Source organism: Ruegeria sp. ANG-R (assembly GCF_000813985.1).
Lineage (GTDB): Bacteria > Pseudomonadota > Alphaproteobacteria > Rhodobacterales > Rhodobacteraceae > Ruegeria.
The window spans coordinates 59,550-86,155 of record NZ_JWLJ01000001.1; the positions used below are offsets into that span (position 1 = coordinate 59,550).

Consider the following 26,606-nt stretch of genomic DNA (forward strand, 5'->3'; position numbering starts at 1 on the left):
GTGTCTTGGATACCAAAGGTTCGTCCCATACTGGTTCGCACCCTAGATATGACCTTGCCACCGAGCGGATGCTCAATGGCATAGACGGATTAAAAGAAACTGACTTCAAGGCAAAGGTAACGGAGCTAATTGACGAAATAACGTCAGAAGGAAGTGACATAATAGATGCCTCAGGTGAGATTGTTGACGAGGCCGCTTTCAAGGCAAGGGTAGCGGATACATTTGCAGAAGAAGTAGAGATATTCAAATTAGCCTCCATTTATCTGCGAACGAAACTTGTACCAGGTGCAAGCCAGATACTCGAACTACAAAACGACGCCGACTTTTTAGATGGAGACCATCTTGACCTTGAGGGCGAATTGGATGCGCGCCCTTCAGTGTTCTTAAATCAAACAGACCCGAGACTCGCAGAGCTATCGGCTGTTGAAGGTAAATCAACGGGCGCAATACTTGACGAATTACTCGCCAAAGAAGTGAACGCGAACGCTTTTACTTCAAGTGAAATTTTTACAAATACCGCGCTGCGGACTTCGCTGCTGAACCTTCCTGACGGTATAGGCTCTGGAACTCTTGAGGACATTTTTAGCGGTATGCGTGGGGCGGATGATGGGCTGCCGTTCAGGACGCTGTTAACGGGGATAAGTGGCCTAAATGGTATTTCCCAAGAACTCGTCGACAAAGTCAACTTGCTCAACTTAAAGGCGACGGTGCCGGATCTCCGAAACCTCACCAATGACTCAGGAGGGTTAAAGGGGGAAGGGCCGGTCTCTGTCGTTGCCATCGGTGCGATTGGTGTGGCGCTGGTAAAAATAGCGGAGCGGCAAGACAAAACGCTCGGTGAGTTGATGGAGGATTTGGAACTTACCGACGTCCTCAACGCGAATACGCTTCGCGCAGCTGCCAAAGAGGCACTCATTGTTGGTATTGAATCCGTTGTACTGGGGGCAGTCTCTGGCGGCGTTGGGTTCGCCATTCGTATTGTATATAGCGTGCTAGACAGCATCGATCTGATTGATGTAGCGCTTGACTTGTTAAAAATCGCATATCCGGACGCCGAGTGGGTGGACGTTGCCCGCGCCGGTTTCGACGTGGTCAAAGAGTATGCCGAGTTTGTTCCAGATATTCGTCTTAGCACATTGTTGGCGACCGATGATGAGGTCTCCACAGTTCTAAATGGCGACAACGATGCCGACATCATTCAGATAACGGACGACGCGGACATAAACGGGTCCGCGCAGGATATTGTCAACCTGCAAGTGATCAGCGCAATGGGCGGCGACGATATTGTGACAGCCCATTTTGAAGGTGGTGCGCAGGAGTTTCTCCACGTCTACTTGGGCGACGGGCACGACCGCGCCTTGTTGACCGGCGATGTCGATTATACCGTGGGTGATGCCCGGGTTCAGGGCTTCAGCGAAACATCGAATGCCGGGAACGACTGGATTCGCACCGATGCCGGTGACGATACTATTTTCGCGGGTAGCGGTTTCAACTTTATTTCTGCTGGCGATGGTACGGATGAGGTATGGCTGCAAGGTGGTATCGATACGTCCGACGGAAATCACTGGAACGCCAACATTATCCACATGGACGGGGACGCCAATGAGGATCTTTACCGGCTGTTCGTCACGTCCAGCCAGCCTGTCGAAACGGCCCTAATCTTCTCGGACGAACGCGCAACACCCGAAGACTTCATGAAGCGCACGACCGAAGACCGTGCCGCCACCGGCGATCAGCCGGCGCGGGACGGGTTTGACGATTTTATCAGGTCGGCACTGCCGGCAGAGCTTGTTGGAAAGCTCTATGATATCGCAGATCCGCAGAAGGACGGGGACAATTTTGTAAACGTCCTGCTTGGACATGATGGAACCGGTCAGGAGCGTTTTCAGCTTAGTACCGATGACGATGTCCTCCATCTGGTCGGGGAATCCTCCAACACGGCAGCGGGCATCATTCTGGATGGTCAGGACGGTGACGATACCCTGAACCTGAGCGCAAAAAGCGATGCGCTGAACATGTCCATTGCCGAAGAAGATGGCGTTTTGTCGGCCACGTATCAAAACGGTGCGGTCGTGGATCAGGCTATTTCGTTCGAGGCTTTCGATCTGGCGTCGCACCATTTCGACGCGATTCTGTCCTATCAAAACCCGCAACAGGCAGAGCTGGATCTGGGCCAAATGGGGGCCTGGGATATCTCGGGCATTGATGGCCTGAGCCTGACCGGTGACGCGGCTGCCGATGGTGAAAAACAAACCCCGTTTTTGGAGCTGGATTGGGGAGAGGCCGAGGTCACGTTCGCGCAACGCGCAACTGACTCGACCGATCCCGAAGAGATACCGGATGGCGGGTTCTTGGTTCACAATTTCGACGTGGCAGCGCAGGGCACCGAAGGCACTCGTATTATAACGCTGGACCCGACGCTGACAGATGCCGCGCGTCAGGATCAGCTGCTGACCATTGACGGCGACAAGCAGCTGCTTGGCGGCGCGGGGTTTGACCTCGACAAGTTCGACTATGCCCACAATCTGGGTGCGTCTCGCTACTACCCTGCATTCAACAACACCGGTTACGACCCAATCCTGGAAGAGCAGGCCTATCTCGACGGCGCGCTGGAGGCGTATCAGAGGGTCGCGGATATCGGCCTTGCAGTTGCCGGCGTCGGCGGCGGGATCGGTGCGCTGACCGCACGCGCAACGGGGGGACTTGGCGGCGCACTCTGGGCGGGCCTCATGGGGACCACATTCATCGCGATGGCGATACTGGAGAACACAAAGTTCAAGACCGCCTATCAGCCGATCCAGAGCCGCAAGTATTTTGGGGTGCATGGTGAACAGTACATTCTGGGCGAACAGCAGGAAGGCGGCGGGCAAAAGCTGACGATCATCGTTGACCCCGAGGACACCGCTGCGCGGCAGGAGATCATCGTCAACAACTGGAAGCAGGGCGACTTGGGCATCCGGCTCGAGATTCAGGCAGCCGGTCAGGGCTTTGATATTCCGGGCAACGGTACGGCACGAGATGGGAAGCTCGTCACCGAACAAGATCTAAGCGACGCGAATTTCTCGGACGAGTATATTCGCGGTCTTCTCGAGCCACTCGGCTTTGTTCCGCAGAATCTTTCGTCAGGACAAAACCCGGAGCCACCGATGGCAGCGGCGGCGGCCGCGCCAGAGGGATCGTCGGGCAGCGATAGCGGTTTCGTGCGTCAGGGCTCGGATCAATCCGAAACACTCGGAGGGCGCGCAGGTGCCGACACGCTGATCGGCCACGCGGGGGACGATACGCTGGTCGGCGCTGGCGGGCGTGATGTCTATGTGTTCGACGTCGGCGACGGTGCCGACACGATCATCGATACAAGTTCCGAAGGCGGCGTCATCCGGTTCAGAAGTGACGTGGATTTCGCATCCATCACTTATGAAGAAGTGCCGGGCGATGCTGGACAGACGGATTATCTGATCACCTATGGCACCGGGGACAGTATCCGGATCAAGGACTGGTCGAAACTCGACACCGCGACCCAGGCGGCCTGGACGTTCGAGGAGTTGGGCCCGACAGCGGATGTACCGCAAAGCTATCTGGACGTTCCCGATCGCAGTGAGCCGACGCCGATATTGCAGGGCACGGCAGACGACGACACATTGCGCGGCACGGAAAGAGCCGACGTAATGGAAGGTTACGGCGGCAATGACGATATTTCGGGCGGTGGCGGCGCGGATATCATCACCGGCGGATCTGGTAATGATCTATTGCTGGGCGGTGCCGGGCGCGATCAGCTTGATGGAGGGGACGGCGATGACATCCTGGCAGGTGGAATCGGTCGTGACATCCTGAACGGCGGCGGCGGCAACGACACCTATCTCTTCGATCTTGGTGACGGTGCCGATTCAATCACCGATAGCAGCGGTTTCAATACGCTGCGTTTCGGCCCCGGAATCGTTGCGTCAGATATCCAGATCACGCGCAGTACCGTGTCGAACACGGTCCTCACAATTGCTTCCAGCGGTGAAACCGTCACGATTTTCGGTCAGTATGCGTCCGACGGCAGCGCGGGTTCAGGCGGGGTGGATCGCATCGAGTTTGCCGATGGCGTCATCTGGAACCGCACCGATATCGAACAGATCTACCTTGCGCAAAACCGCACATCCGGAGCCGATAACCTGATCGGTTTCGACGGCCGAGATATCATGATCGGCGGGCAGGGCGACGATCATCTGTCCGGCGCTGGCGGGGCAGACGACTACATCTGGAACCTCGGTGACGGAAATGACCAGATCACCGATGGCGCGACCTCGTCCGACCCCTCGGCTTCGAACCGACTGTTGCTGGGCGAGGGCATCGCACCGGAAGATGTCTCCATCCAGCGCGGCGGTGGCGAGGTCTCGGGTGTCTATTGGAATGGTGAGGAATATGTCGAGACCGCTAGCAATCCCGGTGATCTGTTCCTGATCATCGCGGGCGATGACGGTGGAATGATCGAAATCAACGGTTATTTCGATGGCCGTGGGATCAATCTGATAAACTTCGCCGATGGGACAGTGTGGACCCGCGACTATATTTACGAACGGTCCAACCAGGAGCAGGTTACAGATGGAAATGATCGGATCTACGGGACACCCGATGACGATGTGATCGACGGTGGTGCCGGCAATGACCTTATTGAGGATGGTGCTGGCGATGATACGCTGATCGGCGGAGCGGGCGACGACGAATTGGGGCGCGCGTACTCCAGCGAAGGTGACGACACCTTTGTCGGTGGGGCGGGTGATGACACACTGATTGGGTGGACAGGTCGAGACACCTATGTCTTTGGTGCAGGGTTCGGAAATGACCGCGTCATCGACGGACGCAGCGAATTCGCTGACGGCTCTGAAAACCGTATGGTTTTCACGCACCATACTCTGAGCGACTTCACGTTCCTGGCAACGGGCGACCAGGGGTTGGACCTGTTGATGCAAACCAGTGACGGGTTGAACAGTGTCTATGTTCAGAACTGGGTTCAACGCAAATGGGTAAGTACCAGCGGTGGATGGGGCGAAATCCGCTGGCAAAGCCTTGGTGATTTTGAGTTCGCGGACGGGCAGATCGTTTCCTCTGCACAAATCGCAGCCATCGCAGAAATCGCTGGCGAGATTCCTTCATCTCAGCATGGCACCGATAGTGCCGACGTCTTGAACGGAACAGAACAGCGCGACCGTATTGTCGGAGGGGATGGCGATGATCAGATCTCCGGCGGCGACGGAGCGGATTATTTGCTGGGCGGATCTGGAGAGGACCAGATCACCGGCGATGATGGCGCGGACGTCATCACCGGCGGTGATGGTGGCGACACGGTCCATGCGGGAACCGGCGACGACCTGATCTTTGGTGGGGCTGGCGCGGATGACCTTTCAGGCGACGGCGATAACGACTTTGTTGGAGGTGGCGCCGGTGCCGACACCCTGTCCGGAGGGGCGGGCGATGATGAGTTACACGGAGATGGTGGTGACGACATCCTGACGGGTGGACGTGGAAATGACGAACTAACCGGTGGTGCGGGCTCTGACACGTACCATTTCAATTTCGGCGACGGTCAGGACGAGATCGACATGCGGTCCGGCGGTGCCTCGGGCGATGTGGAAATCCTTGAGCTGGGGCCTGGGTTGACGCTGAACATGATGCGGTTCGAGTTCTTCGATGGCACAGTAAATACGCCGCCTGGGCTGCGTATTTCTTTTGCAAACGGTACAACGGATCACATTCATCTGGTCGATGCACTCTCTGGCGGGCTGCCGACGGAAATCCGGTTCTCGGACGGTTTCAGCATTACCGGACAAGAGCTCTTAACCTTGGCAGTTGGCTCTACCGACGGGGACGATGCAATTGTTGGTTCTGCGGAGTTTGAAGATCGAAACTGGAAGATTCAGTATGGCGGGGCCGGAGATGATTTCCACAACGATCTGAATGCCAATACTGCGATCATATTTGGCAGAAACGATGGCAATGATCGGGTCCATGTGCGCGACAATACATTCCTGTTCAACGGAGAGTATGACGTCAGAGTTCAGATCCTTGGCTATACCTCCGACGAAACGATCATCAGCCGGGGTGGACCCGAGAATGATGATCTGATCATCTCGTTCACCACGGGCAGCGATACACTTACCGATATTAACCACTTTGGACCGGCAGGTCTGTTTGCGAATGACGGCATTGACAGCATCAGGTTCGAAGACGGAACGATCTGGAATGCGGATGAACTGGCACGGCGAACCGGCGATGCCTCGGGGACGGGTTCGGACGCCGATGAGACGATCACCGGAACCAGCTCCGATGAATCCTTCGATGGCGCAGGTGGTGACGATACCTATGTCTACGAACAAGGCGGCGGTTCGGATGTGATCGCAGACAGCGGTGCGGAAGCTGGTGAAACCGACACCCTTGAACTGGGGGCGGGTATTGTACCGCAAAACGTAACGGTCGAGCGCAACGGTAATGATCTGATTTTGACTATTGGGTCTGAGACCATCACTTTGTCGGGTCAACTGTCGGGAGGTGGCGCGGGGGTTGAGCGCGTAGCCTTTACAAATGGCGATGTCTGGACCCGGGATACTCTGATCTCGAAGCTGGCGGAGGAACAGTCCAGCGCAGGAGATGACGTGATAAGCGGCGGCGAAGGCGAGCAGACGCTGGACGGCGGCACCGGGAGCGATACGCTTGATGGTGGAGCAGGTGGCGACACGTATGTCTATCGTCTTGGTGATGGTGACGATGTCATCGTTGAAGGCGCTACGACCGGCACGGATCGGTTGCAGTTTGAAACATCTGTCGACAGCCAATCCACGCAGCTATTGCGCGACGTAGCAAACCCGGACGATCTTTTGATCCGTACACAGGATGGTGCCACGGTTCGAGTTGTCGATCAGTTTGCGGATGGCGGATTGGAAGAGATTCGCTTTACGGATGGCACTTTCCTAAATCGCGTTGCCATCGAAGAGCGGAGCCTTGCAGATTCACAATCTGATGGTGACGATTTTATCGTCGGCACAGACGGCGCAGATGTCTTCCGTGCCGGCAAGGGTAATGACCAGATTGATGGAGGTCTGGGAGCGGATGTCTACACCTTCAATCCCGGAGACGGCGTCAACGTCATCGCAGATAGTGGTGCGGGCAATGAAGATGGTCTGACAATCGGCGGTGGCCTGACGTCTGACGATGTTTCCTTCGCGCGGGTCGGAGACGATCTGGTATTGACATTCCCTGGAATGCCCGGCGACCAAATCACTATCACGGACCATTTCGATGGTCATGCGGTTGCGGGCATTTTGTTCTCGGACGGTGCCCTGTGGTCGGCGGAGATGGTCAGCCATATGGCTGAGAACGGCACAATGTTGCCGGGTGCTGAACCCGAAATGGTGCCCGTTCCCCCAAGTGGACCTTTTGAAGCGCAGGTGGCCATCGAAGACGAAGCGTTTAGCTTCACGCTACCATCGGGCGTGTTCCAAAATGCAGGAAGCGTTGTCATAAGTCTTGCAAATGGCGATCCGCTTCCTAGTTGGCTAAGCTTCGCGGATGGTACATTCACAGGAACACCTGGCGCGGATGATGTCGGAGTGCTGGAGCTTGAACTCTCAGGGCTTGATGCAAATGGTGATCCCAGGACCGAAACCCTGTATGTTGGTGTTGCTGATGTAAATGACGCGCCTGTAGCCAACGGGAGCATTGCGGACACCGAAGTGCTTTCGAACCAGGACATGTTCGTTGATCTTTCGTCGGCTGACTTTTCCGATGAGGATGATTCTGAGCTATTCCTGAGGCTTGAAATGGCTGACGGTTCGGACCTGCCGACATGGTTGAGTTTTGACCAGGTGGCTATGACGGTTACTGGCAGACCGCCATCTTACCTTGTGTCTGCACAAGACCCTGTGCTGGGGATTGAACTGAGACTGATCGCCGAGGATGATGCAGGGCTCACAGTCGAACAGGACTTTACGCTCTCTGTTCGTAGAAGTGATCCGACAAGTACAAGGGACGGAACGACTGGCGACGACACCCTCACCGGCAGCCGCGGTGCAAATATTTTCCAAGGTTACGAGGGAAATGACACGTTCCGAGGAAACGGTGGCGATGATATTTACGTCTTCGGTCTGGGAGACGGGCAGGACTATATTGACCGCGACAATACCGACTCTCGACGCGATGATTCAACCGGAGGGACAATTCGTTTTGGCGAGGGTATCTCTGCGGATGACATTGTCCTAAGCCGCACAGGGTACACTGATGATGCAGGTATTGCAGATTATGAGTATTACGAGAATGACCTGATCATCACCTTTGCCAATTCGCCGGGTGATCGACTTGAAATCGAAGGTCAGTTTGACCCAATGGTCGACGGAAAACCGACGATCAGTCGCGTGGAATTCCATGATGGAACGATTTGGACTGCCGATGATCTTGTTGCGCCGTTTCTCGTGCCGTCTTCGGAAATCGTTGGTGGTTCTACAGACGATATTATTACAGGAAGCGCCGCAGACGAGACGCTAATCGGACTATATGGCGACGATACTTTGGATGGCGGAGCCGGTGACGATGTGCTGGCAGGCGGTTACGGCAACGACACTTATGTGTTTGGATATGGGTCAGGCCACGACCAGATCATAGATCTCCGTGACGACCACAAACCCATAACCATAGATACGCTCAGGTTCGGACCGGGAATTTCGGTGGATGACCTGACGTTCGAGTTAACGAATGAGGCACCCAACTGGCTTAGTTCATCACCAGGACGCGCAGGGTTGCGTATCGGGCTGAAGGATTCTCCGGATGACTCAATCCTTTTGACTGATCAATACATGTTCCAGATTGGTCGCTCGTATGGAATTGATCGCTTTGTCTTCGAAGACGAAACGGAACTCACACTGCAGGACTTGGATAACCTGATCGTTGGTGACGGTGCCAGAACCGGAACTGCCGGAGATGATGTTATCATTGGCACAACTGCGGATGAGTTAATCACAGGCGGGGCGGGTGTTGATCGGCTTTACGGGGGGCTCGGGGATGACATTTATTTCTGGGCACCCGGTGATGGCAACGACGTAATCACTGAAAGCGACGACAGAACATTCGACATTCTACAGCTGGGTGGTAGCTTGACCGCCAACGACGTTGTTATGCGGCGTGGTGAAGGAAACCAATCGGATAATCTCTATCTCGATATCATTCCGACCGGTGAGTCCATTTTGATAAGTAGCCAATTCCAGGTGAGCTTAGAAGAATTTGACCCCAACTCTTCCGATGAACGGCTTGTTTTGGTTCCGGTCATAGATGAAATTCGTTTTTCCGACGGCACGGCCTGGAATTATGAGTACATTCGAGACCTGTTTACCACCGGTACACCTGACGATCAGGTGCTGCACGGCTACGAATTCCAGGATGATGTTCTGGATGGAGGGGCGGGCGACGATGTCCTAATGGGATACGGCGGCGACGACGTGTATGTCTTCGGAAGAGGTTACGGTCACGATACAATCAAAGAGTACGGCCCGTATAACCTCTTTGAAAGAGACCTGAATGTAATCCGTTTCGTTGGGAACATTCGACCCGAGGATGTTCGCGTCGAACGGATCGAGGGCCCCGATGCGCAATCGGGAGTCTACCATCGGTTTGTAATCGCAGATACGGGTGAAAGCATCACCATCGGCGATGACATCGATCTTGGCAGACGGATGCAGTATGAAGTCAGGTTCGAAGACGCCGGGATAACTTGGGATTTGGACGATGTCACCAAGGCCTATCTTGAGGCAATCCCGACCGATGGCGACGATCTATATCGCGGCAGCGGTACATACTCCTTCAGTAAAGGCGGTACAATTAACACAGGTGCGGGCGACGATACTCTGGTCTATACCGCCAATGATAATCTATCCGGCGGTTCTGGCAGCGATACTTATTTGCCAGGGGCGTTAGCGGACCATGGGGTGAGAATCGAAGATATCGGGGACGTGTCCGATGTTGATAGATTGCACCTTGAATTTGGTTCCGTGTCCGAACCCATCAATGTGAGTATCGATAACAACGGTCGGGACCTCCTGATTTGGGAGTTCTCTGACAACCGGGCGATTACACTGGTTGATATGGTTGCTCCGGCACCTGGCAGCGGTATCGAAGAAATCATCTTATCTGACGGAACTATCCTCGATGGGGATTGGCTGCGCGCAAATGCGACAGCTTCGTCAGCCTCGGCGAATGTGCAAACTGGTACAACAGACGCGGATACACTGAGCAACGGCACCAACTCGTACACCGATACCACCTTTGATGGCGGGTTGGGTGACGATGTGTTGACGGGTTCCATCAACGCAAGTGACGTCTACCTGTGGCGCCCCGGCGACGGCAACGATCGCATTGTAGATGCAACCGGCGGGGACTACGTCGAAGAGAGAGATATTCTGGTGATGCAGGGTGTTTCTATCAACGACGTCACGCTCACTATTTCCGGTGACCATCTGTTGATTACACATGTTCCGACCGGAGAAGTTCTTGAAGTCACAGATCACCATAGCCGCACTGTGACCGACGGGTATCGCGCTGGCGTTGAAGAGATAGTTTTCGACGATGGCAGATACTACGGTCGCGACCAAATCGACAATGCAACGCGCGTGCTAGGTACAAGTGCGGATGAACGTTTGGATGGTGGCTATTGGGGCGATACCTTCGATGGTGGCCTGGGCAATGATACTCTGGTTTCCGGACCCACATTCGAAGATGACGACGCGGCGGAAACTTTCCTGTATCGGGCGGGCGACGGAAACGACTGGATATTCGATGACAACCGGTCTTTCGACGCGGATGACCGCCTTGTTTTCCTCGACCTGAATCAAGCTGATATTCAGCTCTCGCGTTCCGGACATACGTTGCGAATAGACATCCTGCCAACTGGCGAGGTCATCAACGTCGCCAACCAATTCTATCGCAGTTATGAGGCGCGCGGGATCGAACGGATCGAGTTCGAGGACGGTTCGAGCATTAACGGTCGTCAGGCGATTGCAAATCTAGCGCATATACGCGGAGATAGCGGCAACAACACACTTTCTGATCCCGGTTACGGCGGTGTGCTGGTCGGAGAAGAGGGTAACGATCTGCTGCGCGGTGGTTATGGCGATCATGAGTATTGGTTCTCAGCAGGCGATGGGGCTGATATCATTGATGAACATGTGACGACTGGATCAGACTCCATTGTTTTTGATGGCACTGTCAGCGAAGAGGATGTCAGCTTTTCACGCAGCAGTAATGGTGAAAACCTGATTGTCACCTACGGATCAGGCGACAGCATTACGGTCTTGGATCACCTGATCCGGCCCGGTGGTGAAATTGACCGAATTGTTTTCGACAATGGCACCGAATGGCTTCAGGAAGAGTTCATTGCGCGCATGAACAACGCGGGTGCTGGCGATGATACCGTGATCGGCTCGGCGGATGGTGAAACTCTGGCTGGTTTCGGCGGGGATGACATACTGCAGGGCCTTGGTGGCGAAGACATCTACGAATACGGACTTGGTGATGGCAGCGACATCATTAGAGATGGCGGTTCGGATGAGCACGAAATCGATGTCCTGCGTCTGGGCGCGGGAATATTGCCGGACGAGGTTGTCGTATCTCGTGATGGCGATAACATCGTTCTGACGATCACTGCTACTGGCGACACACTGACGCTGGAAAACCGGTTGGTTGACGTTCGTGCCTCAGCAGATGCAGTGCAGTTCGACGACGGCACGTACTGGGACTATTTCGAGCTTCTGCGCCTGTCCGATCCAGCTCTCAACAACGACGCTCCAACTCCGTCCGATGATCTGGCAACAACCGCTGTGGACACGGCTATATCCTTTGATGTCAGCGAACTTCTGGCCAATGACAGCGATCCGAACGGCGATGCGCTGACACTCACGTCAGTTCTGGCACCGGTTGGCGGTGATGTTGCACTTGATGGAAACACGGTAACTTTCACTCCGTCCGCCGGTTTCGCAGGCTTGGCAGAATTCGTTTACACCGTCACTGACGTTTTTGGCGCCATCAGTTCGGCGACCACCCAGATCAAAGTCGGTGATGGCAACATCCAACCTACGGCTGACAGTGACGCGGCGAGTGTAGTCGAGGATGGGTCAATTCTGATAGATGTCCTCGCCAATGATAGCGACTTTGACGACGATAGCCTGACAATAACCTCTGTGACAGGTGCAGCAAATGGCACCCTTAGCATCGAAGCTAATCAGATCCGCTATACGCCGAACGCCAACTACTACGGTGTCGAAACCTTGACCTACACGGTCGATGACGGAAATGGCGGCACGGCAACGGCGACGATTACCGTCGACGTGATAGCTGACAATGATGCTCCGATCGCTGTCAGTGATGTGGCCACCGTTGCTGAAGACAGCGACACTCTGATCGATGCGCTGGCGAATGACAGCGACGTTGATGGTGATACGCTTTCTATTACTGGCGTAAGCGGTGCGTTGAACGGCACGGCTGGTATAGAAAACGGTCAGATTCGTTATACACCGAACGCGAATTTCAACGGCAGCGAGACACTGATCTATACGGTCGATGACGGGAATGGCAGCACGGCAACGGCGACTGTGATCGTCACCGTGACACCCGAGAACGATGGGCCAGTGGCCAATCAGGATGCGGCTGTTGTTGTCGAGGATGGCTCAATGCTTATCGATGTACTCGCCAACGACATCGACATTGATGGTGACCCGTTGACGATCAGCGATGTATCGGGTGCGGTTAACGGCACAGCGACTGTAGAAAACGGCCAGATCCGCTATGCTCCGAACGCCGACTTCAATGGCAGTGAGACGTTGACCTATACGGTCGATGATGGAAATGGCGGATCGGATACTGCAAGTGTGACCGTCACGGTAACGGCTGAGAATGATGATCCCACCGCCATGGACGATAGCGTTGTTGCGGATGAGAACATAGCGGTTGTGATTGATGTCCTTGCCAATGACGGGGATATCGAAGGTCATACGCTCACTATCACTGAGATAGACGGTCAGGCCGTGTCCGTCGGGTCTGTCGTAACACTAAACTCTGGCGCGTCGGTTGAATTGATGCCGGACAACAGTCTGCGGTTTGAACAGAATGGCGCCTATACCACCTTGAACGACGGAGAAACCGCTCAGGAAACGGTCACCTACACGGTCGATGACGGCAATGGTGGCACGGCGACTGCTGTAGCGAACATCACCATCTCCGGTCGCGGCACCGCTCCGACGCCCATAGGCGAAAGTGGAACGGTTTCGGTCGCTCAGACGGGTCCCGATCAGTGGCACAGCGTTTCGTTCTCGGCAGCTATCAGCGACGCGGTGGTTGTTTTGGGGCCAGTAACAAACGTGGATGGCGATCCGGTGACGACACGTGTCAGGAACGTCACGGACACTGGCTTTGAATTCCAGATTGATGAATGGGATTACCTTGATGGGACCCATGGCCTGGAAAGCCTCGGTTGGCTTGCGGTTTCGGCCGGGACGCATGAACTGGAGTCTGGCCAAAAGATTGTGGCCGGAACAGCGTCAGTCTCGACCGGCTTCACACAACTGAGCTATGGCGAGACCCTTGTAAATCCAATCGTGCTCTCGGAAGTCACATCCGTGAACGAAACGGATGCGGTCACAACCCGAATGCGCAACGTGACCAACACCGGGTTCCAGGCACAGATCGAAGAACAGGAAAGCAGCGGAGCGCATGTTGCGGAAACCGTTTCCTGGATTGCGCTCGAAAGCGGGGCGGGTGCCGGGTTTGAAGCCTTCCGTACAGCGGATCAGCTGGACGAAAGGGTAGACCGGTTTGATTTTACAACCTCGTTCGGGTCGGCTCCCGTACTTCTAGCAGATATGCAAAGCACAGATGGTGGCGACACTTCAACTGTGCGGATGCAGAGCCTGGATGCGACGGGTGTGTCCTTGTTTGTGGCTGAAGAGCAATCCAAGAACGTTGAGGTTGGTCACACCAACGAAACTGCTGGAATCCTTGCGCTTTCCGGAGGCCTTCTTTTCGCGGGGGGTGCAACAGCAAATTCGGCACCTGATGCCGTTGACGACAGCATCACCGTGACAGAAGACGGCACGGTTCTGATCGACGTCTTGGGCAACGACAGTGATGCTGACGGCGATGCGCTCACGATTACCGCCGTTTCCGGCGCAACAAATGGCACGGCTGTCATCGAAGCGGGTCAAATCCGTTATACGCCGACTACTGATTTCAACGGCACAGAAACACTGACCTATACAATCGACGACGGTAACGGTGAGGCGGATACCGCTACGGTGACAATCGACGTGATCGCGAGCAACGATGCCCCGGAAGCAGTCGACGATGCATCGAGTGTAGTCGAAGATGGCACGGTTCTGATCGATGTTCTGGCAAATGACACGGATATCGACGTGGATACGTTGACGATCACGGGGGTTGCCGGGGCAATAAACGGTACGGCTGTCATCGAAGCAGGCCAAATCCGCTATACGCCAAATGCCGACTTCAACGGCAGCGAGACGCTGACATATACCGTTGACGATGGCAACGATGGAACGGATACCGCAACCGTGACCGTCACCGTTACACCTGCGAACGACGCGCCGGTGGCCTCAGACGATATGGCAAGCCTTGATGAGGATGGAACGATCCTGATTGATGTGCTTTCCAACGATAGTGACGTAGATGGCAATACGTTGACTATCGCGGGTGTCATAGGCGCGGCAAATGGGACTGCCTCCGTCGAAGCCGGTCAGATCCGCTACACGCCCAACGCGGGTTTCGCCGGGAGCGAGACCCTTACCTATACGATTGATGACGGCAATGGTGGCACGGACACCGCAACCGTGTCTGTCACCGTGATACAGGGCAATGACGTCCCAATCGCAATCAATGACTCGGCAAGCCTGAATCAGGATGGCACGGTTCTGATCGACGTGCTGGCCAATGACAGCGATCCGGATGGGGATGCTCTGACCATCACGGGCGTTGTGGGTGCGTTGAACGGGACAGCGGTAATCGAAGCCGGTCAGATCCGCTACACGCCAGCCAGCGGCTTTAGCGGGACCGACACAATCAACTATACGATTTCGGACGGAGCTGGCGGCACTGCATCGGCATCGGTTGCAATCCAGGTCAACGCGGTACCAACGGGCGCTCCAATCGTCGTGGATGACTATGTCACGATTGTCAGTGGCGGTACTATTCTTATTGATGCGCTTGCGAATGACAGCGATCCCGAGGGTGGCCAGATTTACATCTCCAGTGTCGCCCCGACAATTGCCAAGAGTATTCAGTTTGTTGATGGCAAGATCCTATATGAAGCGTTCGAAAATTACACCGGTATTGTCGAGATGGACTACACAGTGTCAGACTTTGACGGCAACAGCACTACCGGTACCGTGTTCATCGACATCGTTGCTCCAAACACCGGACCAATTGCGAATAACGACACGGCTTCGACCACAGAAAATGAATCTGTTCTGATTGATGTTCTGGCCAATGATGATGCCGGAGGCGGAACACTCAGCATCGCTTCGGTCACCGCCGCTCTGAGCGGCACGGCTGTGATCGAGAATGGGCAAATCCGCTATACCCCGAACACGGACTTCAACGGCTCGGATACGATCAATTACACCATTTCAGATGGCAACGGTGGTGAGGCAACAGCTTCGGTGCAGATCGATGTGGCAGAACTGATCGACGGCGCTCCAATTGTCGTTGACGACTATGTCACGGTCGAGAGCGGCGGAACGATTCTGATTGATGCCTTGGCGAACGACAGTGATCCGAATGGAGATGGTATATACATCTCAAATGTCGCTCCAACGATCGCCCAGAGTCTTCAATTCGTTAACGGGATGATCCAGTATGAAGCGCTGGCCAACTACACAGGCGTCGTTGAGATGGTCTACACGGTTACCGACTATGGCGGCACCAGCTCAACAGGATCGGTGTTCATCGATGTTGTCGCACCCGGCAGTATCCCTCCGGCAGCGGCGACAGCCGCTGCGCCTCTCGAAGTTACTGGCACGTCTGGCAACAATATTCTCACCAGCACTGAGGCTGATGAGGTGTTCACTGGCGGCGGCGGAGCGGACGTCTTTGTTTTCAATGCTCTCGAAGCTGAAGGTGTCGATAGTATCACTGACTTCGAACTAGGGATTGATACCATCGAACTCGAAGGGAGCACCTATGCTGATTTGACCTTCATCGATACAGGTTCAAGCACACGGGTGGAATGGAACAATGGTTCTGTAGAGCTTGATGGCATTGCCGTTGCATCGTTGACTGAGGACCAGTTTTTGTTTGTCTAAGCTTCCAAAGCTGCTGTTTTCTTTCTCAAGGCAAACAGCAGCTTCGCTCGCGCATCGTGGCCATTGGCGAGTCATGCCGGGATTTGACCTGTACCCGAGGCTCCGCCATTCATAACGAGAGTCTGCAGGTTTAGTTTGTCTGACGTCAGCGCCTACCGGAAAGATTTAGGGCTTGACCGCGTTACGGATGCGATTGGTGATGGTAGATTGATATGGTGCATTTCAAGTGATCCACAAGCTCACGGAGTGATCTAATGTAAGCGTTGCATCAAGCCTCCAATTGGCCCACTTATTGTTCATTCTATTAAGCTGTATGGTGGCGCCAACCTAACGACGAACATTCTGGGGTGTCGTCAGGCAAACTTACCGCGCGCAGTTTTCAACAGAATCTCTGTGCGGAACCTGGATTTGCTTTATGGTTACGCAAACAACATAGGCTCCTCACTTTGAGACAAAGTTATCCAAAACAAGATTGAAAGAAAATTGAATCAAACGTCGGTTTCCATCTCTGCCGGAAAACGCAACACTTGGAAGTGTCTATTAAGCCTTTCCAGACAAGCTTTCTCCGCTTTGTGCGTACGAAAGCTTGGTGATGATAGTTGCTTGAAATGCTGACATTCGCCAAATCATAGAAATCGAGATGCAAACGAACTCATTGCTCGCGCATAATCCTGTCATGTGCCCGGACGATTTCAATGCCGAAAGGACGTTGGCCAAAAGGTTCAATTCGGGATCTCATCATATGAATACCCCACGCCATAAGAAGACCGGATGGGCTCCCAATCCTGCTGGAGCGCTCTCGCCTTCATTCTGATGTTTTGAACATGACTGTCGATTGTCCGATCAAAGACTTCCACGTCATCAGAGTACGCCATATCCAAAAGTTGACCGCGGGAATAAATGCGCCCTGGATGACGATGCAGAACCTGAAACAATTGGAATTCGCGCCGCGTCAGGTGAAGGTCTCTCCCGTCGAGCGAGACAACGCGGCGATCTGGATCCACCCGAACCCGCTCCTGCGTTAGATTCCTAGTCCGAGCGCGGCTGCGGCGAAGCACTGCTTTGACGCGGGCAACCATTTCGCGGGGGGAAAACGGTTTGCAAAGATAATCATCGGCACCGATCTCAAGACCCAGTAGCCGGTCGATTTCTTCGGTTTTTGCGGTTTCCATGATGATCGGCACGTCGCTGGTGCTGCGCAGCTCGCGGCAGATGGACACACCATCTTTGCCGGGCAGCATGAGATCAAGCACAACCAGCGACGGATCTATCCGGGCGATGTGCTTCACTGCATCCGTGCCTTCTGAAATATGCGTTACTTCGAACCCGGCGTTTTCCAGATACTTTCGGAGGATACCTGCCAACGCTGTTTCATCCTCGACAATGACGATGCATTCACGCGCGGCCATGTTTGTCTTCCCTTGCTGGCAGTCCAATCAAAACCTGCAACCCCCCGAGCGGTGAAGCTCCGGCCGAGATCGTTCCGTGATGCGCCAGGATGATGGCTCTGCAAATCGCCAAGCCCAGCCCTGACCCGCCATGCGCGCGTGAGCGTGACGTCTCGGCGCGGTAGAACCGCTCAACGATCTGTTCGATTGTATCGGTCGCCGGGCCGGGAGAGCTGTCGTCGAATTGCAGGAAAACTTGACCTTGATCTGACCAGCCGCGAATGCACAACCGACCTGGCGCGTCGGTGTAGCGACAGGAGTTTTCAATTATATTGTCGATCACCTGTGTAAGGCGCTTGGCATTGCCGGTGACGAAGGTATTGTTTTCAAACTGCAAATCGATTTGAATCCCAGCCGCTTTCAGCCGCGCTTCGGCACTGCGAACCTGTTCGTGCAGCACCTCAGACATGTCCAACGGGGCGGCGATACCAGCAGTCAACATCTGACCTTCACCCGCGAATGACAACGTCTTGATATCTTCCACCAATTGCGACAATCGCATCACCGCGTCGTGCATCAGCGCCAGTGTCCGCGCATCTGCAGACTCGATCCCATCCTGAATTGCCTCGACCTGAGCCCGCAAGATCGCCAACGGTGTTTGCAATTCGTGCGACGTGTCGGATATCCACTGCTTCTCTGCCGCTCGGGCCTTTTCAAGATTGTGTGCCATTGCGTTGGTATCATCAATTAACTCACCTAACTCATCGTGCCGGTCATTGGTGATCCGCACGCTCAGATCACCGCCGGACATGCGACGTGCACCCGCGGCAAGTTTCCGGATAGGATTCACCAACCTGCGTCCCAACAACAGCGCCGAGACAACCGAAAGCAACAGCGCCCCGATGAAGACGAAAAAGAGGTTGCGATGCTGGCCTCGCAAAAAGAAACTGGTGGTATCCACTTAAACATCGGCTACAGAAGAAAGTCCGACCCACCCGACCGGAGCTTCCTTTTGTCCGGGCAATAGTATCGGCAATGTCTCGACAACATCACCGCGGATCTGTGGCGCGATGATTTCGGCCCCATCTTGATTCAGCAGAAACAGCTTCGCTTCCAACGATGGAGGCCCGCCAACTGTCTCGCCCAGACCTGTGTCATTCTCTTCAATCTTTGGATGGGCGTAATGTTCGGCAACGAAGTCCTGCCAGGCATTCGGGTCGCTTGTCAGATCGGGCCAATGGGGGTTCTCAGGGTCATAGCGCTGCCCAAGAGTTTCAGCCATGCCCGCAAACATCCCCAACTCTTCATGCAGAAGATAGCGGGCAAAACCATCGTGCATCGACCAAATCACTGCCGCCGCCAGCATGGCGATGATGAACATGGATGAGGCCACGAAGGCAAAGAAGAATTGAGCCGTAAGAGAGCGTGTCATGTCATTCATGCTATCGCTTGTGACGGCGAATTGTGCAGTAACTTTGCGAGATTCCATCAAAGATCAATTGCAAGGTTTTTCCGCTCAGATGTGACTACCAGACAGGCGGTGGAAAAGTCCCTGAAATGCAATGAGAGCAATGAATATCCGACTGGAAAACTTCTGATTGAGGCTAAGACACTGTGCCCACTTCGCGCGGATTGCCCGTGCTTGTCCATGCTTGGAAAATAACCCTGGCCTGCAAATTTCCTGCACATTCTTATTTCAAACACGTTTCAAGACTTACCAGATTCCAATGAGACAGGAACACATTATGGATATGCAAAAACATGAACAGGCCACCCGCACCCCATCGCGTCTGGGTGGTTTCGCCAAACAAGCGTCGTTGGGTGCGGCCTGGGCGTCGCCGTGACTTCTCTGGGAGGTGCTCAGGTCAGCGCGCAGGAAGTCTACAAAGCCGACCCGACCCATACCGAGCTGCGCTTTGGCTGGAACCATAGCGGGATGTCAAACCAGTCCGGCGAATTTCACAAGGTTGATGGCACGCTTGTTCTGGACCGCGATGATCTGACCGCATCGACGATATCGGTCAAAATCGACATTAACAGCGTTTCGACCGGTGTCCCGATGCTGGACGAACATTTGAAAGAGCCGGACTTTTTCGATGCGGCGAGTCTGCCGGAAGCAACTTTTGAAAGCACGCAGATCACCTTGACCGGTGAAAAGACTGCCGAAGTCACAGGCGATCTGACCATTCGTGACGTGACCTTGCCAATCACCCTGAGTACGACTCTGACCTTTGATGATGAACATCCGCAGGGCGGCGTGTTTGCCGAATACGCGGGTCACTGGGTTGCCTTCTCGGCCACCGGCACCATCGAATATCCGAAAGCCTTTGGCGTTGGGCCATTCCCGGTCGGAGAGATGGAGCTTGTCATCAACACAGAGTTGCAGATTCAGGAATAATCTTCGCTAAGACACGAGGAAGGTTTGGTGCCCCGTGCACCCAGCCTTTCAGATGCATTCGGCAGCGACAGGCTCATTCTTTCTGATAGGTAACGCGCCAAAATCAATTCCCTGGAAAAACGCCTGCCGCGCCGACGGAAACATCCATTGGTTTCGTTAAACAGTAAGCGCGATGCACTCTTGGCGTCCTAGAAGTCATTCCGTCTTCCCTCTGACCAAACGAGCCGCGTGTTGTCGATGATCATCCTCACCGTTCATGTGTGGTCCCCGTCATATCGGAGGCCGACTGTGTTGAACCGTTCTTCACCTTATTGGCTATGGGTATTGCTAAGCCTGCCACCGTTTTTTGGACCTACGAGGTCGTCGCCTCGACCGAACCCAGAATTTTCCACCTACTGGTTCACCCGACCGGTGAATGGGCTGCCCGGCTGTTGATCCTCGCGATGATGATCACTCCTCTGATGCTCTTGTTCAAAACAGCAAGCCAAGCAATGACAGCGGGCAGGTTTCCAAGCAGGTTCAGCACAAGGCTGTCTGGCGAAAACATGAAAAGTCTGCACTCGTCAAATCGTTTGTGGGTTGGGCAAAAGACGCTTTGACTTAGTTGACGAAATTGCGGTCATTGAAACACGTGCAGCGAAAGCGGGGTTTGTCCGTAAAGCGGTCCCTGGCGTCAATGAGGGTCACACGTCTAGATATCACGTCTCGATAGTATGAGTTGCATATTCATGGCTGACCCGGAAGAAACCAATGGCTTCATAGAACGCGTTTGCATTTTGATCAGGCGTGCGAAGTCTGACAGAAGTAAACGGGGTTTTGCTATGGTTCAGGAGTTGTTTGACCAATTTACTGGCGATTCCTTTTCTTCTGTAAGCTTTCAGAACGTAAATATGACGGAGACGTCCAATGTCTTGATCAGTGAAGGGGTCGACGTTGACCCCACCACATCCAACTAATACCTCGTCAATGAACACGCCAAGAAAGCACTCGCCTGTTTTATCGAAATTGTTGGTGCCAGATTTGGCTTCATTGATCAGGCGTCCAACAAATGCATAACCTTGCTCTTTTGCCTCAATGGCCAACCTTTCAAGCTGACTTGAACTTGGTCTCAGGGGGGCAATCTTGATCATGTTCGACATGAACTCCGAATAGCAAGGTTCTTATTGGAAGGCAGCTTTGTTCTCGCCGTCGACATTCGCTTCCTATCGTTGACTTCGACGTCGATCATTCCGCCAAATTCATACGTTCGTGGCACTAGCGAAACTGCCGTCTTTCGCATTCCATGATTTCCGGAAGCGGTCATTTGCGTAGATGTAGCGAAATAGAACGTTGTCCTCCGCATAGCACGCATTCAAAGGCGCTGAAGAGACCTTCCGGCAGTCACTGCTGATGTCCGAAGGTGGTGCGATGATCTTTGTCGAGCGCCCAATCGCGCTGGCGTTCTTGGTCATAGGGGTCGCCGCCACCGCGTTCCGTATTCGTGGAATCCTAAGGGAACGCCGGATCGTAGCGGGAGAGCTGGAAGATGCTTGACTATGGTATCTACCGGGACTGTTTTTCCAACACCGAAATGCGCGCAATCTGGTCGGAACATGCCACGATTTCGGCCTAGCTCAAGACCGAACAGGTCCTTGCTGAGCGTCAGCCGAGCCTCGATCTGATCCCGGCCGAGGCTGCGGGGGCGATCCAAGCGGTTTCAATCTGCGATCTGAATCAAGCCGAGTTACAAGCCGAGATGATGCTTTTTGGCCGCCCAATCATTGGGCTGGTCCGGCAGTTGCGCGGATTGCTGTTGGATTATTATGCGTCCCATGCTCATTTCCGCGCGACAACGTAGGACATTATGGACACCGCGATGGTCTTGCAGATGAAGCTCGGGCTCAACCATGTCCAAAGCAGTATTACTGCAGTCTTGGCTTTGATCGATGGCTACATCGCGGCCTGTCAGGATATGACGATCATGAGCCGCACCAACGGCCAACACGCTGTTCCGATCTACTTGGCATCGAAATTCAAGGTCTGGCGATCCGAGTTGGAGCTCAGGGTTCCGGCGTTGGATGCAACAGCGGGACGTGGCTTTAATGTTCAGATCAGCGGTCCCGTGGGTGATCTGCGCGGATATGAAAACGGCACAGGCCAGCAGGTTAAACAGGGGGGTGCAACTTCACTGGGTTCGAACGTGGTCGAACCACATTGGTAGAATGCGCGTGACGGCGTGGCCGACATCGTCATAGTTTTCGGTGCTCTATGCGGGACGCTTTGCAAAATCGCGCACAATGTCAATCAGCTTTCATCGTCTGACATTGGTGAATTCGCCGAAGTGCGTGAGCCTGGCAAAGGTGCATCCTCGGCAACGAAACACAGAAGAAATCAACGGGCATCAGAATTCGGTGTGGCGGTTGCTCGCTTGGGGCGCCAACGCGCTGAGCAGATTGGGGAATAACCCTGCACGAACATAAGCGATCCGGAGGTGTCCGGATTGGAGAGTGGGTCGTTGTGCCCGAGACGTTTCTTCCGACTTAGGGCGCGTTGCAGTGGTCAGGTCACATGCTGAAGTCGCTGGCCGTGGGTTCCGGCGTGATGCAGAGATTGGTGGCAGGCGGCCCTCACTCGAATGCCTCCCACGCATAGTCTCGCCTCCTATGTCGCAGCCGATAACGGATGGTTGTCCTTAAGATGAGAAAAGTAAATTGTCATTATTGACAAATTGGCGCATATCGTTATTTATCAATAATGACAGCTTATGGGGCCAATATGCCACGACCTTCGTTGAAAGACCAAAGATCCCAAGAAATTTTGGAGGCGTATCTCACATGTGTGGCGCGGTTCGGGCTCGACGGTGCAACACAAGAACGGATTGCCGAGGTGGCTGGCGTCAAGCGTCCACTTCTTCGTCACTACCTTGGAAACAAGGACGAAATGGTAGCCGCCTTAGCGAAATACGTCGTTGCAGGTTTCGCTGAAGCGTTGGAAGGGCTGCGACAGGCCCTGCCAAGCGGAGCAACACCGTCTGACCTTGTGGAAGCACTATTTGCCGGAGATAGCGGGACTGATCCACGGTTGATGCTGGCCTATCAGGCCTTGGTGACCGCTGTTCCGGATCGTCCGGAGCTTAGACAAGATCTAATGGACAGCCTCACGGACTTTTTCGATGTGGTCGAGGATATCCTGAGGCGTGCCACCCCCAACGCGCCGGATACCAGCATTCGCGCAGTAACGCAGGGTATGTCCGCGATCTTCGTCAGCATGGACGCCCTGTCGCCACTCGACCCGCCCAAAGTCTGGCGAGCGGAATTGAAATTGGCGGCGTCTTTGCTGGCTTCCACACTGGAGGCAAGCTCATGAGCCGTGCCAGAACCGCGAACTACATTGCTCTGCCCATCCTGCTGACTGCCGCTGTTTTTGGGTTCTACTGGGTTTGGGGGTTGCTCTTTATCTGGTGGATCATTCCGACAATTCTAAATGGGCAGGCCTTTCTGGTCTTCGAGATCAACCGAGACGACGACCCGCTGCTTTACTGGGCCATAGTCTGCCTCTGGGCTTTGTCGGGATTGATGATGATCGCCGCCAGCCTGTTTCCCCAATACGCCTATCTGCTTGCCTGAGGAACTGAGATGACGAAAATGTACCACCATTTGCCGGTCGGGGCCTATACCTCGCAGGACTGGTTCGACCGGGAACAACGCCTGATCTTCTCGCGCACCTGGAGGTTCGCGGGACTGGTTGAGGACATCGAAGGTCCGGGGCACTACATTTCAGTTCAGGCAGGTTTGAACAACCTGTTCATTGTCATGGGTCGTGACCACCGCCTGCGTGCTTTTCACAATATCTGTCGCCATCGGGGCACCCAGCTGATCCGGGCGGTCGGCAAGACGCAAAAGGCATTGACCTGCCCGTATCATGACTGGACCTATGACTTGGAAGGTAACCTTATCTCGGTCCCTGATGAGACGTCCGAGTTCCCTGACGGTGTCGATAAGTCCTGCTTGGGGCTCAAGCCTGCGAGCGTCGACGTTTGGCGCGGCATGATGTTTGTGCACCCTGACCCAGACGCGCCAACTTTGGCGGAATGGTTCGGAGAGGTTGATCCTTTGCTCGGTCCGCACAAGCCCGAAGAACTGGTCGAGTACGCCGAAGGGCGCAATAGTTATGAGATCAAGGCCAACTGGAAGATCGTCGTTGAGAACTACATCGACGTCTACCACCTGAGCCATCTGCATTCGAACACGCTGCACATGTATGACCATGCCAAGGCCGAATACGGTTGGAAGGGTCCACACTATCACTTTTGGGAGCCCCCTTCAGCGGAGTACGCCAAAGACCATGAAGCCAACCTGCCAATGCCGCGTACGATCCCTGAACCGCATGTCGGCGCATGGGTTCCAATGTTGTTTCCCGGGATCGGGATTGGAGCCAGCGAGGAAAGCTGGAACCTGTTCATTATCACTCCATTGGCGCCCGATCTGACACGGATCGAGAACCGCACAAAGCTCGCCAACGTATCGGACTGGGCGTTTCAGAAACAACAGTGGAAAAGCTGGGGCTTCTGGAAGGATTTTGGCGGTGCAAAATACCGAGGGGATGACGCCACTGGCGAAGACGACCCAATGGCATCCGGGGATTTCACGACCGAGGATATCTATGCTTGCGAACAACAGCAGAAGTCTCTGAAAAGCCCGTATCTTGAAATCGGTCCAGCCAGTGTCGGCGAAAGCCCGATCACCCAGCACCAGAAGGCTGTGCTTGCGTTCATGCAAGACGATTGAACGATGCGGAGACGGATCATGAAACCAGCCCAAGCCACCGTGATCGGTGTTGCAGTCGCCTCGGCTTTGGTGCTGACGGCGCAGGCGGACGCCCCTGAGGACATCGCGGCGCGCATTCTGCAGGCCCAGGATGAACAGAGCCTGTTGGCCACATGGGGCAATTGGCACCCCGAGGCCACGCACCGGGTCGTTCTTAAATACGGGCCGGGTCAGGAGGATGATAGCTTTTCATATCGGATCGCTGATAGCGCCGATGCGGAAGATGCCGACCTCACCAAGGCTTTGGAGGGGTACTCGGAAACCGCACGATCTGAGCCTCGGATGACTGCGCGCTCCGAGGCAGACATCCAGTATGTCACTGCGGTGAGCCAGGTGGACTACGAATGGCAGGGATACGCTGGAAAGATGCGTCAGACCGACGCGTTTGTCTTTGAAACCTACCTGGGTGGAAACGTGATCCGGTCTTTGACAACAACTTACGATTACCGATGATTGGGCTCGCTGATGCAACGTGATTTTCATCCGCTGACCGTATCCGAAATCCGCAAGGAAATCGGCGGCGCGGCCACCAGTGTTATCTTCGACATTCCGTCCTCGATAACAGATTTGTTCCGATGGACGGCCGGGCAACATCTGACGGTCAGGCTTCTGATCGACACAGAGGAGCACAGGCGCAGCTACACCATCTCGAACCCGCCCGGGTCCGCGCTGCGTATAACTGTCAAACGCGTTAAAGGCGGGATCGTCTCGAACCACGTGGGTGACACCCTCAAGGCAGGCGACACGGTCGATGTCATGCCCCCGTTCGGACACTTCGCGCTTCAACCCGGAGCTTTGAAACGCCGGACCCACTATTTCTTTGGCGCAGGCAGTGGCATCACGCCGCTTTACGCGATGGTCAATGCTGTACTCGCGCACGAGCCGCATTCCTCGGCGCATCTGATCTTCGGGAATTCCAACGCGAACAATATCCTTTTCAAGGACGAACTGGAGCAGTTGCAAGCGCAATACCCGCAACGATTCACTGTACGGCATGTATTGTCTCGTCCCGCCATGCTCAGTTGGTTTACACCCTGGCGCACCGGTCGGCTGGATAGTGGTACCGTTCAGGAGGCGATCTCCGAAGCACCCCCGGTCGCGCAAGACACCCAGTATTGGATTTGCGGGCCGGGCAGCATGAACGCAGATATCCGCACTGTACTCAACAACATGGACGTCCCGAATAATCGCATTCACTCAGAGAGTTTCGGCGGTGATGCGGACGACGACCTGAGTGTGTCGGGCGTCGCTGCAACGGCCCGGATAGAACTGAACGGAGCATCGACAGACGTTCCGATCAAGGCTGGTCAAACCGTTCTCGAAGCAGTTCGGTCAGCCGGATTAAACCCACCGTTCAGCTGTCAATCGGGAGTCTGTGGTGCTTGCGTAGCGAGGCTGACAGGCGGGACCGTCCATATGAGGAACCGCATGGCACTTGAAGACGCCGACGTATCGAAAGGGCTTATTCTGACCTGCCAGAGTATTGCCACACATAAAAGCATCGCCTTGAGGTTTGAGGACTAACTTTAGATTCTTGAAAACCTAAGATTAAAGGATGCCGATATGCCTGAACCGTCGGCAGCAGCATCCGGTTGTAGACGGTGTAGGCGGTAACGCCCTTGTCTTCGACGCCCTCGGAAAAAGGTGTCTGGCGCAGGCGGCGAGACTGGGACAGCAGACGCAT

At 54.6% G+C, this 26,606-nt stretch carries 13 protein-coding genes and 1 pseudogene; 9 read left to right on the forward strand and 5 right to left on the reverse strand.

Annotated elements, in window-relative coordinates:
• The first annotated feature begins 707 nt into the window (after window positions 1–707).
• Window positions 708–16,331, forward strand: a complete 15,624-nt coding sequence (locus tag RA27_RS00255; RefSeq protein WP_152610612.1) for an Ig-like domain-containing protein — start codon at window positions 708–710, stop codon at window positions 16,329–16,331.
• 722 nt (window positions 16,332–17,053) lie between these two features.
• Here the strand turns inward: RA27_RS00255 and RA27_RS00260 are convergent.
• Genes RA27_RS00260 through RA27_RS00270 form a run of 3 tightly spaced genes read right to left on the reverse strand, consistent with a single transcriptional unit; the run spans window position 17,054 to window position 19,151 of the window.
• A complete protein-coding gene (locus RA27_RS00260; protein WP_039533836.1) occupies window positions 17,054–17,740 on the reverse strand; it encodes a response regulator in 687 nt (228 codons plus the stop codon).
• Entirely contained in the window at window positions 17,727–18,680 is a 954-nt protein-coding gene (locus tag RA27_RS00265; RefSeq protein ID WP_052265117.1) for an ATP-binding protein, read from the reverse strand. Before RA27_RS00265 ends, RA27_RS00260 begins: the two co-directional genes overlap by 14 nt.
• Window positions 18,681–19,151 (reverse strand): hypothetical protein, encoded by a 471-nt coding sequence (locus RA27_RS00270; protein ID WP_152610613.1) that lies wholly within the window; start codon window positions 19,149–19,151, stop codon window positions 18,681–18,683.
• A gap of 408 nt (window positions 19,152–19,559) precedes the next feature.
• On the opposite strand from RA27_RS00270, the gene RA27_RS00275 reads away from it, so the two are divergent.
• Window positions 19,560–20,117 carry a YceI family protein gene (locus RA27_RS00275; RefSeq protein WP_052265118.1) on the forward strand — a complete coding sequence of 186 codons (558 nt, stop codon included), beginning with the start codon at window positions 19,560–19,562 and terminating at the stop codon, window positions 20,115–20,117.
• A 698-nt stretch (window positions 20,118–20,815) separates the two neighbouring features.
• Here the strand turns inward: RA27_RS00275 and RA27_RS00285 are convergent.
• Window positions 20,816–21,247 (reverse strand): GNAT family N-acetyltransferase, encoded by a 432-nt coding sequence (locus RA27_RS00285; protein ID WP_052265206.1) that lies wholly within the window; start codon window positions 21,245–21,247, stop codon window positions 20,816–20,818.
• Window positions 21,248–21,506: 259 nt separating this feature from the next.
• Here RA27_RS00285 and RA27_RS24280 point away from each other — a divergent pair, with 259 nt between their 5' ends.
• From RA27_RS24280 to RA27_RS00315, 7 genes are all read left to right on the forward strand, one after another.
• Entirely contained in the window at window positions 21,507–21,650 is a 144-nt protein-coding gene (locus RA27_RS24280; RefSeq protein WP_193746446.1) for a hypothetical protein, read from the forward strand.
• Between the two features lie 310 nt (window positions 21,651–21,960).
• Window positions 21,961–22,317, forward strand: a complete 357-nt coding sequence (locus tag RA27_RS00290) for a lyase family protein (protein ID WP_039533842.1) — start codon at window positions 21,961–21,963, stop codon at window positions 22,315–22,317.
• A 554-nt stretch (window positions 22,318–22,871) separates the two neighbouring features.
• Window positions 22,872–23,462, forward strand: a complete 591-nt coding sequence (locus tag RA27_RS00295; RefSeq protein ID WP_039536743.1) for a TetR/AcrR family transcriptional regulator — start codon at window positions 22,872–22,874, stop codon at window positions 23,460–23,462.
• Window positions 23,459–23,722, forward strand: coding sequence for a hypothetical protein (locus RA27_RS00300; protein WP_039533844.1), 264 nt, complete (start codon window positions 23,459–23,461; stop codon window positions 23,720–23,722). The genes RA27_RS00295 and RA27_RS00300 overlap by 4 nt, the downstream gene beginning before the upstream one ends.
• 9 nt (window positions 23,723–23,731) lie before the next feature.
• Entirely contained in the window at window positions 23,732–24,883 is a 1,152-nt protein-coding gene (locus RA27_RS00305) for an SRPBCC family protein (RefSeq protein ID WP_152610614.1), read from the forward strand.
• Window positions 24,884–24,901: 18 nt separating this feature from the next.
• A complete protein-coding gene (locus tag RA27_RS00310; protein WP_039533846.1) occupies window positions 24,902–25,375 on the forward strand; it encodes a hypothetical protein in 474 nt (157 codons plus the stop codon).
• Between the two features lie 12 nt (window positions 25,376–25,387).
• The gene (locus RA27_RS00315; RefSeq protein ID WP_039536747.1) at window positions 25,388–26,446 is read left to right on the forward strand and encodes a ferredoxin--NADP reductase; all 1,059 of its coding nucleotides are present in this window, start codon (window positions 25,388–25,390) and stop codon (window positions 26,444–26,446) included.
• Between the two features lie 46 nt (window positions 26,447–26,492).
• On the opposite strand, the pseudogene dmdA reads toward RA27_RS00315, so the two are convergent.
• Window positions 26,493–26,606: pseudogene (gene dmdA, locus RA27_RS24630) on the reverse strand (dimethylsulfoniopropionate demethylase); the annotation flags it as partial.

Excerpts from the sequence above, each read along its gene's own strand:
- RA27_RS00260 (WP_039533836.1), bottom strand. The coding sequence starts at position 17,740 with ATGGCCGCGCGTGAATGCATCGTCATTGTCGAGGATGAAACAGCGTTG.
- RA27_RS00310 (WP_039533846.1), top strand. The coding sequence starts at position 24,902 with ATGAAACCAGCCCAAGCCACCGTGATCGGTGTTGCAGTCGCCTCGGCT.
- RA27_RS24280 (WP_193746446.1), top strand. The coding sequence starts at position 21,507 with ATGTCCGAAGGTGGTGCGATGATCTTTGTCGAGCGCCCAATCGCGCTG.
- RA27_RS00300 (WP_039533844.1), top strand. The coding sequence starts at position 23,459 with ATGAGCCGTGCCAGAACCGCGAACTACATTGCTCTGCCCATCCTGCTG.
- RA27_RS00305 (WP_152610614.1), top strand. The coding sequence starts at position 23,732 with ATGACGAAAATGTACCACCATTTGCCGGTCGGGGCCTATACCTCGCAG.
- RA27_RS00270 (WP_152610613.1), bottom strand. The coding sequence starts at position 19,151 with ATGACACGCTCTCTTACGGCTCAATTCTTCTTTGCCTTCGTGGCCTCA.
- RA27_RS00315 (WP_039536747.1), top strand. The coding sequence starts at position 25,388 with ATGCAACGTGATTTTCATCCGCTGACCGTATCCGAAATCCGCAAGGAA.
- RA27_RS00295 (WP_039536743.1), top strand. The coding sequence starts at position 22,872 with ATGCCACGACCTTCGTTGAAAGACCAAAGATCCCAAGAAATTTTGGAG.
- RA27_RS00290 (WP_039533842.1), top strand. The coding sequence starts at position 21,961 with ATGGACACCGCGATGGTCTTGCAGATGAAGCTCGGGCTCAACCATGTC.
- RA27_RS00285 (WP_052265206.1), bottom strand. The coding sequence starts at position 21,247 with ATGATCAAGATTGCCCCCCTGAGACCAAGTTCAAGTCAGCTTGAAAGG.